The organism is Amycolatopsis sp. AA4 (assembly GCF_002796545.1).
Lineage (GTDB): Bacteria > Actinomycetota > Actinomycetes > Mycobacteriales > Pseudonocardiaceae > Amycolatopsis.
The window spans coordinates 5,574,560-5,589,680 of record NZ_CP024894.1; the positions used below are offsets into that span (position 1 = coordinate 5,574,560).

The following is a 15,121-nucleotide window of genomic DNA, read 5'->3' on the forward strand; positions in this document are numbered from 1 at the left end:
GACCCCGCCTGGACCCGTGAGCAGCAGCAACAGGAAAGGAAACGTGACGGTTTGACACTGTTCTGCGGCATCGACTGGGCCGAATCCCACCACGACGTCGCCATCATCGACGACACCGCAACCGTGATCGCCAAAGCCCGCATCGGCGACGACGCCACCGGGTTCGCCCGGCTGCTCGACCTGCTCGCCGAGGCCGGAGACACCGCCGACGCGCAGATCCCGGTCGGCATCGAAACCGACCACGGGCTGCTCGTCGCCGCGCTGCGCTCCACCGGCCGCACCATTTACGCGATCAACCCCCTCTCGGCATCGCGCTACCGGGCCCGGCACCAGGTGTCGGGCGCGAAGTCCGACGCCGCGGACGCCGCGCTGCTGGCCAACATCGTGCGCACCGACGCGGCCGCGCACCGACCGCTGCCGGCCGACACCGAACTGGCCCAAGCGGTGCGGGTGCTGGCACGAGCGCAACAGGACGCGGTCTGGGCCCGCCAGCAGCTGGGCAACCAGCTCCGGTCGCTGCTCAAGGAGTTCTACCCCGCGGCGCTGGAAGCGTTCGCCGGACAGCCCGAGGGCGGCCTGGCCCGCCGCGACGCCCGCACCGTCCTCGCCGCCGCCCCGACACCCGCGCTCGCAGCGACACTGACCCGCGCCCGGCTGCGGACACTGCTGACCAAGGCCGGACGCCGCCGCAACGTCGATGCCGACGTCGACCGCCTCCACGGCGTGTTCCGGTCCGAGCGGCTGCGGCAACCGCCGATCGTGGAGAACGCGATGGGCATCCAGTTTTCGGCTCTGCTGAGCCAATTCGAGGCCGCCTGCGCCGCCTCCGACAGTCTGGCGGAGGCGGCACGGACACATTTTGAACAGCACCCGGACGCCACGATCATCACCAGCTTCCCCGGCCTCGGACTGCTGGCCGGCGCCCGGGTGCTCGCCGAAATCGGAGACGACCGCACCCGCTTCACCGATCCCCGCGGACTGAAGGCCTACGCCGGATCCGCACCGATCACCCGCGCCAGCGGCCGAAAAACCGTGGTCTCGCACCGCCACATCAAAAACCGCCGCCTCGCCGCAGTCGGACCCGTCTGGGCGCTCGCCTCGCTGCGAGCCAGCCCCGGCGCACGACGCCACTTCGACACCCGCCGCGCCGCCGGAGACTGGAACCACCAAGCCCAACGCCACCTGTTCAACAAATTCCTCGGACAACTCCACCACTGCCTGCAGACGGACCGCCTCTACGACGAACACCAAGCCTTCCCACCTCCTCCAGCCCACACGGCTTGACTTCTAACAACCTGAGATGTCTTTCACCATGGCGCCGGGCGGTCTTCGCGGACCGAGGTGATCAACGCGCGCAGGGAAATGTGCACCAGATCGACCTCGGCGACCGACAGCACGAGGTCGCCGGTCAGCACGACGCCCCCGGCGAGCAGGCGGTCCAGCAGGTCGACCAGGGCCAGCCGGTCGGTTTCCTCCACCGCGGCGGTCACGAGATCCCCGCGAAGGAGTAGGGAGCCCACGGGCCGGTCACCTCGACCTCGATTCCGGCGACGTCCGAGTGCCGCAACTCGGCCAGCTGGGACAGGAAGCGGTCCCGGCCGGTGTCGGGCACCAGGCAGGCCAGGTTGAGGATGTTGCGGTCGGCGCGACCGGTCAGGGCGGGATCCTGGACGCGGTGCCGGTGGATGTCCGCGGACAGTTGCGCGAGTTCCCGTTCGATCCGCTCCGCGACCTCGACTGCTTCGTTGGTGCGAGCGTCCCGCGTTTGGCGTTGACGAAGACGTTGCCGCAAGTAGGAACGTCCGTCGGCGGGCGATTCCGCGGGAGCCTCTTCCCGCGGGGAGAGCGAGGCGAACACTTTGACGCCCCACTCGGCATGATCCCGAACCCGGCGCAACGCGGCCGAGAACTGCGCGGAATGCTCGGCGAGCATTTCCCGCACCCGGTCCTCGTCCCGGTAAATCGTCGCCATTCGCAGCGGCAGCACGCAGGTCCGGCGGCTCGCCTCGGCCACGACCGCGTTGTGCGCGCGGGCGATTTCTTCCAGCCACGGAAGGTTTTCCAGGTTCTCCTGCAGCGCGGATTCGCTGAACTCCTCGTCCGGGACCGGGCTGGCCAGTGCGGTCAGCCCGGTCCCGGAAACGGCGGAGACGGGAGAGCCGCGAAGCCCGGCAAGACCGCAGACCGGGTTGTCCGCCGCGAATTCGGCGACGGCGTAGCAATACCAGCTCACTGTTCCGCTCGCTCTCCCCGCGCGAGTTCGAGTTGCGCGCGCAGTCGTTCGTTCTCCTCCAGCAGATCCTTGCGCCGCGAGCCCGACGACAGGGACGGATCGTGCTCCCACCAGTCGATGCCCATTTCCTTGGCCCGTTCGACCGACGCGACCAGCAACCGGACCTTGATGGTCAGCAGCTCGATGTCGAGCAGGTTGACCTGGATGTCCCCGGCGATCACGATGCCCTTGTCCAGCACCCGTTCCAGGATGTCGGCGAGGTTCGCGCCGCCGCCGGACCCCGCCGGGCGGGACACCGCGGCCGGTCTCCCGGCGGACAGGCTGGACTCGCTCATCTGCTGCCTCCTCGTCACCGCGCCGCGACGGCGCGGCGGCCCCGCGGACGTTCGTCCTCGGGCTCGTCGTCTTCCTCTTCGTCTTCCTCGTCGAGGTCGTCGGCGTCTTCTTCGTCTTCCTCCGGAAGCTCTTCGTCCTCGGGCTCTTCGCCGCCGGTGTCTTCTTCCTCGTCGCGCGGCGCGTCCTCGTCCTCGCGCACCTGCTCCGGGGAGCGCACGACCTCGCCGTCGCGGATCTCGCCGCGCCAGCCGTCGCCCGACGCCTGTCCGGCCATCATGATGAACCGGCGGAAGTGCTTGAGGTCCAAGCGCGCCCGGCGGCCCTGCGCCCGCCAGATGTTGCCGGTCTTCTCGAACAGCCCGGACGGGTAGTACTCGATGACCAGCAGGACCTTCGTCAGGTTCGGGGCGAGTTCGTGGAAGGTCACCACGCCCTTGATCGTGCCCTTGGCCCCCTCGGTGGTCCACGCGATCCGCTCGTCGGGGATCTGCTCGGTGACGGTGGCCTTCATCGACCGGTTCGACCAGAAGATCTTGAACCGCCACTGCGAAGTGGTGTCGTCGGTTTGCTCCGCGCTCGTCACGCCTTTGGCGAAACTGCTGAACTTCTGGAATTCGGTCCACTGGTCGTACGCCTCGCGGACCGGCACGCCGACGTCGATGTCCTCGACGATGTTGATGATCTTCTTGCCGCCGCCGGAACCGCGTTTGCCGAACAGGCCCGAGACCGACTCCTTGAGGGCTTTGCCGCCGGCCGCGACCGCGGCCTTGACCGGAGACTTCCCTTCGGCGATCTTTTCGCCCGCGCTGAACAATCCTTTCACCGAGCCGCTGCCGCCCGCGTCGGCCAGCCGCCGGGAGGCCTCTCCCAGCTTGGTGCCCGCGGAGGACATCACGTGTTCCATCTTCGCCTGCGCGTACTCCTCGCCGGCGTGCAGCAATCGCTCCGTCGCGGGATTGCGCGAGGCCAGTTCCCGGAGTTTCGCCAAGGGACCGAGTTCTTCGCTGTCAGAACGGGATTCAGCCACGGTTCACCCCCGCCGTGCCCGAGGAACGCTTTTGCGTACGGCTCCCGGAAGAGGTCCGTTTCCGCGAGGACGAACTGCTCGACGTCTTGCGCGCGGGCTTGCGTTGTCCTTGCGCCGTGCTCTGCGACTTCGCCGGACGTTTACGGGACCGCGGCCGGGTTTCGGTCTCGTCCTCGGCGTCGTCGTCCTCTTCCGGCTCCCGGTCCTGATCCTCGTCCCCGGAATCCCGGCCGGTGACCGCCGCCGGAAGGCCGGCGGCTTTGTCCCGCAGGGTGTCGGTGTGCTCCTGCAGCGATCCGGCCAGCCGCCCCGCCTGGTGGGTCAGGATGTCCGCGGCGAGGGTCTTGCCCGCGCCCAGCACCTCGTCCCGCACCTGATCGCGGACCCCGGCCAGTTCGGGCGACGAAGCCAGTTCGCGCGTGACGTCCGAAAGCAGCTTCTTCGGGTCCAGGTTCAGCTTCTTCCCGACGAGCCAGGCCCCCATGGTGATGGCCAGTTTGGCTTTCTTCCGTCTCCCGAGCACGTAACCGCCGACCACGGCGGCCGCGACCTTCATTCCCGGTGTCATCTGTTCGCTCCGTTCATCCGGCTACCCCCGGTCGAATTCTTCGAGCAGATCGAGTATTTCGTCCTCTCTGCGGTCGAACTCCTCCTCGCTGATCCCGCCTGTCGTCAGTTCCCTTTCCAGGGCAGCCAGTTCCCTTTTCAACTGGGCGATCTGCTCCTGCTCGGCGGCATCGATCACGTGCCCGGTCACCCAGGCGACGCCGCGCACCGGCGCCAGCGGCAGCAGGAGAAGCTCGCCGAGCAGTCCCACTAGTGATCCTCGGTAAAGCTGTAGGGCGGCAACGGTCCTTGTGCGCGGACCTCCGCCACCTCTTCGACCAGGGTCGTCAACCGCTGCACCGCGTCCTGGAATTCCGCCAGTTTCTCCTGCGGCACCAGGAACGAGCAGTTGAAAAAGCACCCGTCGACCCGCGGTCCCGGAGAATGCTCGGACGCCAGCGGAAGCAGGTAGCTCAGCACCGCGTCGGCGTCCTCGCCCTCGCGTGCCTCCAGCCGGCCGGCGACCAGCTCGCCGAACCGGACCTGTTCCGCCTGGCCGCGCCCGGCGTCCTCCCGCAGACTCGCGGCCAGGTTCCGGATTTCCTCGTCCCCGGCGAGAATCTGGCCCAGTACCGCCTCTTCCCGGTGCGCGACCTTGACGTTCATCTCCACGTGCCCGCGAACGCGTTGCAGCGCGGCCGTGTACACCTCGGCCTTGGCCGCGATTTCCTCGGCCACAGCGGTATCGTCGTCCGCGACGACACCGAAGCGCATCGGCAGCGTCGGCCCTTTCTCGCACAGGGCCTGCAAGATCTCTTGGTGGGCAAGCAGATCCCGCCGTTTCGCCCGCAGTTCGCCGTCGACGTCGCCGACCACCGCACTCAGTTCGTCCCCGGCGGGCAGCACCCGCGCGGGCGCGGACGACGGGCCGACGCCGCGCAGACCGCCCACCTCGCCGGGATGATCGGCGAACGTGATGCCGTACAGGTAGGTGCTCATTCGCTCGACCTCGCGGTGCTCCGGCGGCTGCGGCTGCGGGGCCGTTCCTCGGCTTCCTCGCCGTCCTTGTCGCTGGACTTCTGGAACTGCTCGGCGAACGTCTCGACCGCGCCGGTCAGCGCGCCTTTGGACTTTCCTTTGGCGCCTTTCTCGGTGACCTCGCCCAGCAGATCGGGCAGCGTCGTAGCGCTCGACGCACGGGTGAGGTCCAGCCGGTTGCACGCCTCGGCGAACCGCAGGTAAGTGTCCACACTGGCCACCACGATCCGCGCGTCCACCGTGAGCAATTCGATGCCCACCAGCGAAACCCGCACGAACGCGTCGATCACGAGCCCCTTGTCGAGGATCAGCTCGAGGATGTCGTAGAGGTTTCCGGTGCCCGGCCCGCGTTGCAGCTGGCCGTTCGAGCCCGACCGTCCGGTCGCCATGGTCATGAAAACTCCTTCCCTTCCTCACGCGTCGATCTGGCCGCGCGCGTACCGCCGGACCTGCTCGTAGCCGAGGAAGCCGCCCTGCTCGTCGACCCGCACGCAGTACGTGGCCATCAGGCTGGTGGTGTCCGGCACCCGTTCCAGCTCGAGCACTTCGACCAGCAGCTTCCATCCGTCGCCGTCCCGGGTGAACGCCGACACGGATTCGATGTCCTTTTCGGTCAGCTCCTCGAACACCGCACGCGCGTCGCGCATCAGCCCGGCAGGCGACCGGCCGTTCTCAGCCATCACGCCTCCGGCCGTCGTCTCGTCCGTTCTCGTCAGGCCGATGAAACATGTGGTGTCGGCTACCCGGGACTCTCCGGCCAAAACTGGCTACTCGCCAGGAAAATTTAAATTGCGCCGAACAGCGCAGTGCCGCCCCGCCACTCAGCGCAGATTCGGACGCTCAGTAGCCGACCGCGTGCGAAGCGCCGCACTGGCAAAGGAAATCTCCTTTTGTCCATAAAGGACACTCGCCCGGTGTCCTCAGTGGATCGCGCAGCGTCACCACCGCCAGCGCACTCCGTGGATTCCCGCTCCCTGCCCGGTCCGGATCACGTGCGCGGGCACGCCGGGCCGCATCCGCACCTCGGCGGTCTCCAGTTCCGGGCCGGCGGGCGAATCCTGCCGGTACGACACGCATTCGGCGGGCAGCGCGGCCGGATCGAAACGCACCTCCAGCAGGTGTTCCGCGATCGGCAGCCGGAAACGCCGGTCGTAGCGCGAATCCGGCTCCTCGTCCCGGAACGCGAACCGGTATTCGACGATCCCCGTCTCGCCCGGCGCGAGCGGGTGGTCCAGCACCAGTTCCGTCACCGAGAAGGCCTGCTCCGGCCTCGTCCGCACGCATCCGGGACGGCAGTACCGCGCCGACACCAGCGCCGGCGACTGTCCGGGCGTGAACCCGCGCAGCGCGACGATGCGCACGAACGCCGGTTCGTCCAGCGCCCGCAGCACTTCTCGCACGTGCAGGCTGCGCATCCGTCCGGCGGCGTCGACGTGCAAGGTCTCGTGCACGCTGACCGATTCCGGGGAAGAATCCTCGAAAGAATTCAGCACCATCGGGAGCAGGCTGCGACTTTCCCACAGCCGGTCCCACCGCGCCGCGCGCGGGGCCGGGGCGCCGGTGCGCGGCCGGTCCAGCAGCGCGCGCAGCGCTCCGGGCGGCACGTCCAGCACCGGCTCCAGCAAAGCCAGCGCCCGCAACGATTCCGGCCGTTCCGGGCGGCTGCGTCCGGTGCGCCACGAGCTGAGCGTGGTCGTGCTGACCGGCACGCCCGAGGCCGCGAGCCGTTCGCGCAAGCGCGCCAGCCCGAGGCCGCTGCGCTCGATCGCCAGGGTCAGGGCGCGTTCGAACGGCCCGTCGGCCAGCGCCTTGGCCAGCCGCTCCCCGCCCGAAGCCGGGGCGAACAACCGCATTTCGCCTCTCCTGGAAAAAACGGACCGGTCGAAACGGATTCTCGGCAACGGTTCACCGGTTGGCAACCCGCCGAAAGTCGCGTCGCCGCCGCTTGCCCGCCACGGGCGGTTCGGCGGATTCCGCCGCACGGCCGCGCTGCTTACGTTCGAAAGCGTCCCCCATCGGAAACTGTCCCCAAGGAGCGACATGCGCGCACTCACCCGGGCCCTCGCCGTGCTGACCGGTTCCTGCGCGGCGCTCGGCGCGCTCGCCGTGACCCCCGCGTCCGCGAGCCCCGCCGCGCCCGACGCCCAGCCGTCGATCATCGGCGGCAGCACCGCGCAGAACCCCGGCTACCTCACGCGGTTCAACGGGCACGCGAACGGCTACACGTTCTTCTGCACCAGCACGCTGATCGGCAGCCGCTGGGTCCTCACCGCGAAGCACTGCATGTACGACAACAACGGACAGCGGCTCACCGACATCGACCTCTACATCGGCTCCAACAGCGCCAGCGGCGGCGTGCACGCCAAGGCCGCCTCCACCTACGTCTACTCCGGCGGCGACCTGGCGCTGATCAAGCTGAACACCAACGGCGGCAGCACGTACGCCCGCCTCGCCAGCAGCTCCGACGACGCGCAGGAAGGCGACAGCGCCACGGTCTACGGTTGGGGCGCGACGCAGAGCACCGACGAGGGCCACCACCAGTCGAGCGTGCTGAAGAGGGCCGCCGTCACCATCACGAACACCCAGGACAGCGACAACGCCGGCGGCCCCGCGATCACCGCGAGCACCCCGAACGGCGCGGTGGCGGGCGGCGACTCGGGCGGCCCGATGGTCGACGGCGGCGTCCAGGTCGGCGTCTGCTCGACCAGCGACCGCTCCAGCGTCACCACCTACGGCAGCGTCGCCGCCGGACGGGACTGGATCCAGCAGATCTCCGGCGTCTGATCCTCGCGGCACCGCGCCGGGGCCCCGCCGGCGCGGCGCCGCGTCCCCTCAGCTCAGCTTCTCCAACGCCTTCTCCGCCGACGCGGCGTCCTTCGCCATCCCGCGCCACGGGTCTTCCTTGCGCGCCAACCGCCGGCGAAGCTTGTCCGGGCCCCAGCCGTTCGGCGAGGCCTTGCCGAGTTCCGCCCAGTCCAGCGGGGTCGCCGAGGCCGCGCCGGGGCGGGCGCGCAGCGAATACGGGGCGACGAACGTCTGCGCGTACCCGTTGCGGTTCGCGTCGACGAACACCCGGTCGCCGCGGTTGTCCTTGCGCTGGGCGGTGGTCAGGCGGTCCGGGTCGGCGGACGCGACGCGGTCCGCCAGGGCGCGCGAGAGTTCCAGGACCACGTCCGTGGTCGCGGTGGCGTCGAGGGGCGCCACCACGTGGAAGCCGCGGCCGCCGGTCGCCTGCAGGTACGCGGTGAGCCCGGCGTCGGCGTAGTGGTCGCGAATGCGGCGGGCCGCGGCGCGCAGGTCGGCGACGTCGGTGCCGTCCGGCGGGTCCAGGTCGAGCACCAGCAGGTCCGGCTTGTCCGGCGCGTCCGCAGTGGACAGCCAGACGTGGAACTCCACGGTGCCCTGGTTTGCCAGGTACAGCAGGGAATCCTCGTCGTCGCACACGACGTACTCGTCGGTGCCGCCGCCTCGGCGCGGCACGGCTTCGGTGCGCAGCCACGACGGGAAGTGCTCGCCCGGGTGCTTCTGGAACCAGCCCTCCGCCTCGATGCCGTCCGGATACCGCCGCAGCGTGAGCGGGCGGCCGCGCAGGTGCGGCAGCATCGCGGGCGCGACGGCGCGGTAATGCTCGACGACGTCTCCCTTGGTGGGGCCGTCCTCGGGGTAGAACACCTTGTCGGGATGGGAAATCTTCACGGGCGCTCCCGGATCACGTCGGACGGCTTCTTGTCCTCGCGCAGGCCGGTGAACCTCGGGTGGCGCAACCGGCCGTCGCGGGTCCACTCGGAAAAGCCGATCTGGGCGACCAGCTCCGGCCGCACCCAGCGCGCGCCACGTTCGCGCACCGGATCGGCGAACGGCGAACTGTCGGTTTCGCGGCGAGTCAGCTCGGCGTGCAGCGAGGTCAGCAGCTGGTGGTCGAAACCGGTGCCGACCTTGCCCGCGTACCGCAGCCGCCCTTTCTCGTGGTAGCCCAGCAGCAGCGCGCCGAACCCGACGCGGCTCCCCTGCGGCGCGGTGAACCCGCCGATCACCAGCTCCTGGCCCTGCTGGCATTTGAACTTCAGCCAGTCCGGCGACCTGCCGTGGTGGTACGGCGCGTCGGCGCGTTTCGCGATCACGCCCTCCCAGCCGCGGCGGCACGCCTCCTCGAAGTACTTCTCGCCGTCGGTATTGCGGTGCGAGGACAACCGAAGCGGGTCTTTGAAGGTGAAGGCGTCGCGCAGGATCGACTTGCGCTCGCGCAGCGGGAGCGACGTGGTGTCCTGGTCGTCGTAGTACAACAGGTCGAAGAGGTAGTAGTACACGCGCACGCCGGTCGCGCGGGCGCGCTCCGGATCGGTCAGGTGGATCCGCGGCTGGAGCGCGGCGAAACTGGTCTGGTCGCCGTCGAACGCCACGATCTCCCCGTCCGCGACGAACCGCGGTCCGCCTTGTGCGGCAAGGGCTTCCACGATCTCCGGGTACGCGTTGTCCATCGTCTTGCGGTTGCGGGAGTACAGCGTCGGGGTGCCGCCGTCGCGCACGCAGATGGCGCGGACGCCGTCGAGCTTGCGCTCGTAAATCCACTCCTCGGAGGAGAAGCGGCGGTCGGTGAGCGTGGCGAGGGTCGGCTCGCGCCAGCCGGGACCGGTCATTCGAGATCCCGGTTGGTGCGGCCGCTGAGCACGGGTTCGAGCTGCGTTTTCGCGGGTTTGCGCCGGCGGTCGGCCCCGTCGTCGTCCTTTTTGATCAGCAGCCACTGCTCCTGGCCGGACGAGTCGCGGCGGATCAGGGAGAAGGCGCCGCGCAGCTTTTCGCCGTGCAGACGGACCTTGAGGTGGCCGTCTTCGAGGGCTTGTTCGGCGGAGTCGGTGAGCACCTCGAACCTCCCGGTGTCCCACACGATCACGGTGCCGCCGCCGTACTCCTCAGCGGGGATGACGCCTTCGAACCGGGCGTAGTCGAGCGGATGGTCCTCGGTGCGGATGGCGAGACGCCGGTCCGAAGGATTCAGCGACGGGCCCTTCGGCACCGACCACGAGACGAGAACGCCGCCGATCTCCAGCCGGAAGTCGAAGTGCAGGCTGCTCGCGTCGTGCCGCTGGACGACGAACACCGGTTCGGCGTTCCGGCGGCCCCCGCTCGGCTCCGGGGTCCGCCGCGGGTCTCGTTTGGCGCGGTACGCGGCCAGCCGGTCCTTCGAGGACATCCCACCACCTCCGACCGCCGGATGCCCGCGCGCCGGGAACGCGAAACGTGATTGACGGCTCGCTGCCCGGGTAAGCGAACGGTTCCCGGCAGGCAGGAGCGATCCATGGCACCCCTCGCGGTCGACCTCGTCCTCGCGACCCGCACCGGCGACCTCGACGAGGTGGTCCGGCTGCTCGGCGAACTCGACGCACTTCCCGTGCGGCAGCGCGTGCTGCGCGGCCTCGTGCAGCGCTGCGCCGAGGCGGTCCACGAGCGGTTCGGACCGCGCCCCGACGACGCGGTGTTCACGGCCGTCGCGGTGGGCGAGGGCGAGGTGGCCGACGTGGACGACCTCGCGCCCGGGGTGCGCGCGGCGTTGCGGGCGGTGCTGGCGAAGCTGAACGGCGACGTCGAGGGCCTCGAAGCGCAGCTCAGCCTGGCCGCGCGGGAACCGCGGCTCACCGGGGTGGTGCATTGCCTGCTCTGGGCCGCCGACCTCCCGGCAACGGGCTTCACCGCACAGTGAAATCTCCGTCGTCGCCGACGACCAGGACGCGGCCGTCGAGCGCGTCGGAGCTGGCCTGGTCGAGGAATACGCGGGCGCCGGTCTCGTCGTCGGTCAGCACGGTGTCGGTTTCGGTGGCCAGCGCGGACACCGAGGTCGCCAGGCCGGCGGAGCCTTCGCGGGCGGTGACGCGCAGCCCGCCCTCCGGCGCGACGCCCTGTTCGGTCGCGAGGCGCTGGATGGTCCGGGCCGCGCCGGGATCGATGGTCAGCATGACCCCCGGTTACCCGCCTGGGCGGCGGCTAGTCGCGGAGCCCGTTTACCGCCGCGGGCAGCGGGTAAGCGGATTCCCGACCCCGATTCCGAGCAGTCCTGAGATGTGAGCGCTCCGATGACCGGATTTTTCCCGCCCGGGCAGGGAAACAGCCCGTTCGACCAGTTCCTGTCGCAGTTCTTCGGCCAGGCCGCGCCCGGCCGCCGCGGCTACTCGGTCGACGTGTCACGGCTGCTCACAGACCAGGCCCGCGGGCTCGTCGCGGAGGCGGCCGACCGCGCGGGCGCTGAGGCGCGCCGGCGTCGACGCGGCCAAGGTCGCCGAGCGCATCGAACGCGACCACGCCGCGCTCGCTATCGCGTTCTTCGGCATGCGTGGCATCGGACCTCTCTATAACCTCGCCTACGGACTCCACCAGGGCGGGCTGCCGGGTGCCGACCAGCTGTGGCGGGCGGGCGCGCTGGCGGCGGCACTTTCCGTGCTGATCCACGGGATTCTGGCCGCGCCGGTGTTGCGCCGGGCCGAGGAGCGGGGCGCGCACCTGCCGCGGCACCTCCCGGACGAAACCGGATAACGCTTTTCCCGCGCGGAAAGCAGTTCCCCCATTGGGTTGCGGAAATCCCGGTCAGAGAATCGGGACCCGACACGATGGTGGAACGAAGTGGAAGCCGATCGCCTTCCGCCAGCAGGTTTCTCGACGGACCCCGGGCCGGCGTTCGCCCGCCGCGATCATTCCTCCCGCCAGGAGCAAGTCCCATGCTGAAGAACCTCGGTCTCGCGACGGTCGCGGCCGGAAGCCCCGGCCTGGACCATGTCACCGGCACGCCGCGCGGGCCCGTGGTGTCCCCGCTCCGGGCAGGCATATCCCCGCTCGCCCGGGCTTTAGTGAGCCTTCGCGCCCGGCCGCGCGCAAGCGGCCGAGGCGCGAAGTCCGGCGGTTCGCCTCCGCGTTCGCCCGCTCGGGCCGGGACCTGCCCGAGTCATGGCGATCCTCGCTTCCCTCGCGTCAACCGGTCCCGCGCCGGGATAAACCGCTCGCCGGGAGGACAACCGCGAGACCACCTGGACGTGTGACACCGGCAAGGGCGGGCACGAGAACTACGCGGAACCGCCGGAAAGTTCCGCGAGCTTCTCCAGAATCGCGGCCCCGTCGCCCAGCATCTCCCGCTCCAGCGGGGAAATGCGCCACCACACCACGCCCGCGACGACCCTGCTCGGCGGAAGCACCACGAGGTCTCCCGGCGCAACGACCTCCACACCGGACCCCAGCGCGCAATCCCCGAAAGTGCCGGGCTCGACGAAGAAAAACGCTCCGTGCGGAGACAACGCCATCGGCCCGAGCGGCCGCCCGCCGTCGAATGCGGCGAGGGTTTGCCAGCCTAGATAGGTCGGCGCGCGCAGGACGGAAAAATGCTCTCCCACCGGCGCGAGAATCGCTTGCCGGTGAATAGACCACCATTCCGCGACCACGCAACGGTCGACAGTGGCCTCGGACCGGGGCACCGTCGGCTCCCGGCCGCCGAGTCGTTCGAAGGTGACCGGATGCCACGTCGTCAGGCCGTCGCACACCGGGCCTGGCAGGATCGGCCAGCCCAGGGCGGCGTAATGCTCGGCCGCGGCGCGCAGCGAACCCAGGGCGGCCCCGTGGTCCCCGGCCAGACAGCGGGAACGGCTTCCGCGCGCAACAGCGGTCATCGCAAGAGTCCCTTCCGAGAAGCGAACGCCGCGACCGGCGGCGCGGGAACCGGGGTACCGCCCGACCACCATGCGTCCGCGGCGAGTCGCGGACCAGCCAGAGAACCGGGCGCAAACCGGCAGCGCGCCGGGTCCGCTCGCGTCACGAAATCGTCACGCCCACAACCGGCGCCGCGCCCGCCCGTCTCCTCAGCAAGCGACCGAATCGCCACGTTTCCAGGGGGACACCATGCACAAAAGCTCGCTTCGCCCTGCCCATTTTCTCCTCGTCGCAACCGCGACGGCACTGATCGGCCTCACCGCCGGATGCACCTCCGACGGCGCGTCTCCGGCCCCAACTGGCGCGTCGGCCCCAGTCGCTGTCCCGCCCGCCAAGGCGGCCTCGGCCACCCGGACCTCTCGCCATCCGAGCGAAGACGTGGAATTCATCGGCTACGACACCAAGCGGGACATGCCGGAATTCGTCAAAGTCGTGCAGCAGGGCAACGGCGGCGCCCACCTGGTCCCCGACCCGGACGACCCGACCACGCACGAACTCCCGATGTCGCCGGACGCCTCGATCCGGGCCGTCGGCGACACGGACTTCCCCTTCGAAACCTGCCCGCCGTACGGCTGCACCACCAGCCTGATGATCGCGTCGGTGATCGGGCACTACGACAACTCGTTCTACGCCCACATCCACGTCAACGCGGCCGACCAGATCGATTTTGTCGAGCAATCGGCCTACTGAAGGCGTCGAAACCGATTCATCCGGACGGCCGGTGCTGGCGCGGATTCGCCCGCGCCAGCACCGCGTCACTCCCGACTCCGGCCACCCTGATCTGATTGCGGCCGTTCTGCTTGGCCCGCAACAACGCGCCGTCCGCGGCCCGAAGCAACTGTTCGGCCGAGACCCCGTTCTCGGGGTAGGACGCCACCCCCATCGAAGTGCTCACTCCGGGCAGCGTCCGAGGCTCCCCGTCCGTAGTAGCGGTGAGCACGATCGGGGTATGCGCCAGCCGGGAACGAATCCGCTCAGCGACGGCCAGCAACTCGCCGGACCTGAGGCCGGGCAGGAGAATCGCCAGCTCGTCCCCGCCGTACCGGGCCACGAGATCCTCGGCCCGGACCTCGGACCGCACTCGGTCGGCGACGGCGCGGATGGCCTGGTCGCCGGCCGGGTGCCCGTAGGTGTCGTTGATGGCTTTGAACTTGTCGAGGTCCAGGAACAGCACGCCGAGACCGGTCTGGCTGAGCCTCGCCCGTTCGAGGGCGGCGGTGACCACGTCCGCCCAGTACACCGGCGTCGCCAAGCCCGTCTTCTGATCCGTCCGGGACGCCCGCAGGTACTGGGGCAGCAAGAGATCGCGGTGCACGCACAGCACGGCGATCATCGGGGCCGGCAGCGCCCACGGCTCGTGGACCAGCAGGACGGCCATGGTCGCGCCGAGCCCGAGCGCCGAGGCGACGACCAGCTGGTCGCCGGGATGTCCCAAGGCCTGCCGGAGCGGCAGTTTTTCGTGCGTGGACCACCCGATCGCGACGACGACCAGTGCGTAGTTGACCAGCCACCACGCGGCGGCAGCGGCTGCTACGAGCAGCAGCGACCACCCGTCGTGCGGCAACCGGGGGCCGCTCGGCGAAATGGAGTCCAGGATCGTCGAGGCGACGGCCGACGCGAGTACGAAGGTGGCGGCGGAATAGATCTTTCGATACAGAATCGTCGGCCCGTAAACCCGATACCAGCAATATGCGTAGGACACCGCGGTCAACGCGATGACGAGCGGCAGCGGCAGCACCAGCAGCGCGGCGAACACCCACAGGCTCTTGAGATTCGTGTACGGCGCTTTCTTCGACGCCTGCTCACGCCTGCGCTCGATCGTGCGGACCGCCTCGAGATGTCCCACGGCGGCCGCGGTGAGGAGCGCGAACCACAGCCACTCCGTCCGGGTGACCGAGACGGAGACCGCCGAGAACACCCCGATCGCGACCGCGACGGCGTCGACCGCGAGCACCAGGCACAGCGCGGGGCGCGGCAGGGACCGGAATCCCCGCCTCGTTATGCGTCCGCCACTCTCACCAGTCACGCTGGTATCCGCCCCTGTCCACGAAGATTAATCACAGTAATCGCAGGGCCGCCCGGCCGTCGATACGCCGGTCGGACCAACCACGGAGGAGAAAGGCGTCACTATGCGCAACGCACCCGGCAACGAATGGACCCGTTCCCGCGGAAACGAGTGGATCCGTTTCCAGGGCAACGAATGGACCCGCCGCGGCAACGAATGGGGCCGCGGAAACGAGTGGACCCGCTGATCC

23 protein-coding genes are annotated in these 15,121 nt (G+C 69.7%); 6 read left to right on the plus strand and 17 right to left on the minus strand.

The window, feature by feature from the left end; translation table 11 throughout:
• Positions 1-51: 51 nt before the first annotated feature.
• On the plus strand, positions 52-1,284 hold the full coding sequence (locus CU254_RS25790; RefSeq protein ID WP_009072274.1) for an IS110 family transposase: 1,233 nt from the start codon (positions 52-54) through the stop codon (positions 1,282-1,284).
• A gap of 23 nt (positions 1,285-1,307) precedes the next feature.
• On the opposite strand, the gene CU254_RS25795 is transcribed toward CU254_RS25790, so the two are convergent.
• The 10 genes from CU254_RS25795 to CU254_RS25840 all read right to left on the minus strand — a co-directional run bounded on the left by CU254_RS25795 (position 1,308) and on the right by CU254_RS25840 (position 7,033).
• Positions 1,308-1,520: a gas vesicle protein gene (locus CU254_RS25795; RefSeq protein ID WP_009080779.1), complete on the minus strand. Its 213-nt coding sequence runs from the start codon at positions 1,518-1,520 to the stop codon at positions 1,308-1,310.
• Positions 1,487-2,233: a GvpL/GvpF family gas vesicle protein gene (locus CU254_RS25800; protein WP_009080780.1), complete on the minus strand. Its 747-nt coding sequence runs from the start codon at positions 2,231-2,233 to the stop codon at positions 1,487-1,489. The genes CU254_RS25795 and CU254_RS25800 overlap by 34 nt, the downstream gene beginning before the upstream one ends.
• On the minus strand, positions 2,230-2,568 hold the full coding sequence (locus CU254_RS25805; RefSeq protein WP_009080782.1) for a gas vesicle protein: 339 nt from the start codon (positions 2,566-2,568) through the stop codon (positions 2,230-2,232). Before CU254_RS25805 ends, CU254_RS25800 begins: the two co-directional genes overlap by 4 nt.
• A gap of 14 nt (positions 2,569-2,582) precedes the next feature.
• Positions 2,583-3,596 (minus strand): SRPBCC family protein, encoded by a 1,014-nt coding sequence (locus CU254_RS25810; protein WP_009080784.1) that lies wholly within the window; start codon positions 3,594-3,596, stop codon positions 2,583-2,585.
• Positions 3,589-4,164 carry a hypothetical protein gene (locus CU254_RS25815; protein WP_009080785.1) on the minus strand — a complete coding sequence of 192 codons (576 nt, stop codon included), beginning with the start codon at positions 4,162-4,164 and terminating at the stop codon, positions 3,589-3,591. Before CU254_RS25815 ends, CU254_RS25810 begins: the two co-directional genes overlap by 8 nt.
• Before the next feature lie 21 nt (positions 4,165-4,185).
• Positions 4,186-4,413 carry a gas vesicle protein GvpG gene (locus CU254_RS25820; protein ID WP_009080786.1) on the minus strand — a complete coding sequence of 76 codons (228 nt, stop codon included), beginning with the start codon at positions 4,411-4,413 and terminating at the stop codon, positions 4,186-4,188.
• Complete coding sequence (locus CU254_RS25825) at positions 4,413-5,141, minus strand: GvpL/GvpF family gas vesicle protein (protein WP_009080787.1); 729 nt, start codon at positions 5,139-5,141, stop codon at positions 4,413-4,415. The genes CU254_RS25820 and CU254_RS25825 overlap by 1 nt, the downstream gene beginning before the upstream one ends.
• A complete protein-coding gene (locus tag CU254_RS25830) occupies positions 5,138-5,575 on the minus strand; it encodes a gas vesicle structural protein GvpA (protein ID WP_009080788.1) in 438 nt (145 codons plus the stop codon). The genes CU254_RS25825 and CU254_RS25830 overlap by 4 nt, the downstream gene beginning before the upstream one ends.
• A gap of 18 nt (positions 5,576-5,593) precedes the next feature.
• A complete protein-coding gene (locus CU254_RS25835) occupies positions 5,594-5,860 on the minus strand; it encodes a gas vesicle protein (RefSeq protein ID WP_009080789.1) in 267 nt (88 codons plus the stop codon).
• Positions 5,861-6,118: 258 nt separating this feature from the next.
• Positions 6,119-7,033 carry a hypothetical protein gene (locus CU254_RS25840; protein WP_009080790.1) on the minus strand — a complete coding sequence of 305 codons (915 nt, stop codon included), beginning with the start codon at positions 7,031-7,033 and terminating at the stop codon, positions 6,119-6,121.
• A gap of 187 nt (positions 7,034-7,220) precedes the next feature.
• Here CU254_RS25840 and CU254_RS25845 point away from each other — a divergent pair, with 187 nt between their 5' ends.
• A complete protein-coding gene (locus tag CU254_RS25845; RefSeq protein ID WP_009080791.1) occupies positions 7,221-7,964 on the plus strand; it encodes a trypsin-like serine protease in 744 nt (247 codons plus the stop codon).
• A 48-nt stretch (positions 7,965-8,012) separates the two neighbouring features.
• Here the strand turns inward: CU254_RS25845 and ligD (CU254_RS25850) are convergent, their stop codons facing one another.
• Genes ligD (CU254_RS25850) through CU254_RS25860 form a run of 3 tightly spaced genes read right to left on the minus strand, consistent with a single transcriptional unit; the run spans position 8,013 to position 10,371 of the window.
• The gene (ligD, locus tag CU254_RS25850; protein ID WP_009080792.1) at positions 8,013-8,876 is read right to left on the minus strand and encodes a non-homologous end-joining DNA ligase; all 864 of its coding nucleotides are present in this window, start codon (positions 8,874-8,876) and stop codon (positions 8,013-8,015) included.
• Positions 8,873-9,817 (minus strand): non-homologous end-joining DNA ligase, encoded by a 945-nt coding sequence (gene ligD, locus CU254_RS25855; RefSeq protein WP_009080793.1) that lies wholly within the window; start codon positions 9,815-9,817, stop codon positions 8,873-8,875. The genes ligD (CU254_RS25850) and ligD (CU254_RS25855) overlap by 4 nt, the downstream gene beginning before the upstream one ends.
• Positions 9,814-10,371, minus strand: coding sequence for a DNA polymerase ligase N-terminal domain-containing protein (locus CU254_RS25860; RefSeq protein WP_009080794.1), 558 nt, complete (start codon positions 10,369-10,371; stop codon positions 9,814-9,816). Before CU254_RS25860 ends, ligD (CU254_RS25855) begins: the two co-directional genes overlap by 4 nt.
• A 105-nt stretch (positions 10,372-10,476) precedes the next feature.
• On the opposite strand from CU254_RS25860, the gene CU254_RS25865 reads away from it, so the two are divergent.
• Entirely contained in the window at positions 10,477-10,878 is a 402-nt protein-coding gene (locus CU254_RS25865; protein WP_009080795.1) for a hypothetical protein, read from the plus strand.
• On the opposite strand, the gene CU254_RS43205 is transcribed toward CU254_RS25865, so the two are convergent.
• Both CU254_RS43205 and CU254_RS43210 read right to left on the minus strand, forming a co-directional pair.
• The gene (locus tag CU254_RS43205) at positions 10,865-11,131 is read right to left on the minus strand and encodes a hypothetical protein (RefSeq protein ID WP_009080796.1); all 267 of its coding nucleotides are present in this window, start codon (positions 11,129-11,131) and stop codon (positions 10,865-10,867) included. The genes CU254_RS25865 and CU254_RS43205 overlap by 14 nt on opposite strands.
• A 225-nt stretch (positions 11,132-11,356) precedes the next feature.
• Positions 11,357-11,512, minus strand: coding sequence for a hypothetical protein (locus CU254_RS43210; protein WP_158688082.1), 156 nt, complete (start codon positions 11,510-11,512; stop codon positions 11,357-11,359).
• On the opposite strand from CU254_RS43210, the gene CU254_RS25875 reads away from it, so the two are divergent.
• The gene (locus CU254_RS25875; protein WP_009080798.1) at positions 11,502-11,705 is read left to right on the plus strand and encodes a hypothetical protein; all 204 of its coding nucleotides are present in this window, start codon (positions 11,502-11,504) and stop codon (positions 11,703-11,705) included. The two genes, CU254_RS43210 and CU254_RS25875, sit on opposite strands and share 11 nt — an antisense overlap.
• 524 nt (positions 11,706-12,229) lie before the next feature.
• Here the strand turns inward: CU254_RS25875 and CU254_RS25880 are convergent.
• On the minus strand, positions 12,230-12,826 hold the full coding sequence (locus tag CU254_RS25880) for a bifunctional DNA primase/polymerase (protein ID WP_037714837.1): 597 nt from the start codon (positions 12,824-12,826) through the stop codon (positions 12,230-12,232).
• A gap of 418 nt (positions 12,827-13,244) precedes the next feature.
• Here CU254_RS25880 and CU254_RS25885 point away from each other — a divergent pair, with 418 nt between their 5' ends.
• Positions 13,245-13,556: a hypothetical protein gene (locus tag CU254_RS25885; RefSeq protein WP_037714840.1), complete on the plus strand. Its 312-nt coding sequence runs from the start codon at positions 13,245-13,247 to the stop codon at positions 13,554-13,556.
• Between the two features lie 16 nt (positions 13,557-13,572).
• Here the strand turns inward: CU254_RS25885 and CU254_RS25890 are convergent, their stop codons facing one another.
• Positions 13,573-14,892 carry a GGDEF domain-containing protein gene (locus tag CU254_RS25890; protein WP_009080804.1) on the minus strand — a complete coding sequence of 440 codons (1,320 nt, stop codon included), beginning with the start codon at positions 14,890-14,892 and terminating at the stop codon, positions 13,573-13,575.
• Between the two features lie 103 nt (positions 14,893-14,995).
• Between CU254_RS25890 and CU254_RS44695 the strand changes: the two genes are divergently transcribed.
• Positions 14,996-15,118 carry a hypothetical protein gene (locus tag CU254_RS44695; protein WP_255409769.1) on the plus strand — a complete coding sequence of 41 codons (123 nt, stop codon included), beginning with the start codon at positions 14,996-14,998 and terminating at the stop codon, positions 15,116-15,118.
• The last annotated feature ends 3 nt before the right edge of the window (positions 15,119-15,121 follow it).

Excerpts from the sequence above, each read along its gene's own strand:
- CU254_RS25840 (WP_009080790.1), bottom strand. The coding sequence starts at position 7,033 with ATGCGGTTGTTCGCCCCGGCTTCGGGCGGGGAGCGGCTGGCCAAGGCG.
- ligD (WP_009080793.1), bottom strand. The coding sequence starts at position 9,817 with ATGACCGGTCCCGGCTGGCGCGAGCCGACCCTCGCCACGCTCACCGAC.
- CU254_RS25805 (WP_009080782.1), bottom strand. The coding sequence starts at position 2,568 with ATGAGCGAGTCCAGCCTGTCCGCCGGGAGACCGGCCGCGGTGTCCCGC.
- CU254_RS25815 (WP_009080785.1), bottom strand. The coding sequence starts at position 4,164 with ATGACACCGGGAATGAAGGTCGCGGCCGCCGTGGTCGGCGGTTACGTG.
- CU254_RS25825 (WP_009080787.1), bottom strand. The coding sequence starts at position 5,141 with ATGAGCACCTACCTGTACGGCATCACGTTCGCCGATCATCCCGGCGAG.
- CU254_RS43205 (WP_009080796.1), bottom strand. The coding sequence starts at position 11,131 with ATGCTGACCATCGATCCCGGCGCGGCCCGGACCATCCAGCGCCTCGCG.
- CU254_RS25860 (WP_009080794.1), bottom strand. The coding sequence starts at position 10,371 with ATGTCCTCGAAGGACCGGCTGGCCGCGTACCGCGCCAAACGAGACCCG.
- CU254_RS25845 (WP_009080791.1), top strand. The coding sequence starts at position 7,221 with ATGCGCGCACTCACCCGGGCCCTCGCCGTGCTGACCGGTTCCTGCGCG.
- CU254_RS25875 (WP_009080798.1), top strand. The coding sequence starts at position 11,502 with ATGCGTGGCATCGGACCTCTCTATAACCTCGCCTACGGACTCCACCAG.
- CU254_RS25880 (WP_037714837.1), bottom strand. The coding sequence starts at position 12,826 with ATGACCGCTGTTGCGCGCGGAAGCCGTTCCCGCTGTCTGGCCGGGGAC.
- CU254_RS25865 (WP_009080795.1), top strand. The coding sequence starts at position 10,477 with ATGGCACCCCTCGCGGTCGACCTCGTCCTCGCGACCCGCACCGGCGAC.
- CU254_RS43210 (WP_158688082.1), bottom strand. The coding sequence starts at position 11,512 with ATGCCACGCATGCCGAAGAACGCGATAGCGAGCGCGGCGTGGTCGCGT.
- CU254_RS25830 (WP_009080788.1), bottom strand. The coding sequence starts at position 5,575 with ATGACCATGGCGACCGGACGGTCGGGCTCGAACGGCCAGCTGCAACGC.
- CU254_RS44695 (WP_255409769.1), top strand. The coding sequence starts at position 14,996 with ATGCGCAACGCACCCGGCAACGAATGGACCCGTTCCCGCGGAAACGAG.
- CU254_RS25835 (WP_009080789.1), bottom strand. The coding sequence starts at position 5,860 with ATGGCTGAGAACGGCCGGTCGCCTGCCGGGCTGATGCGCGACGCGCGT.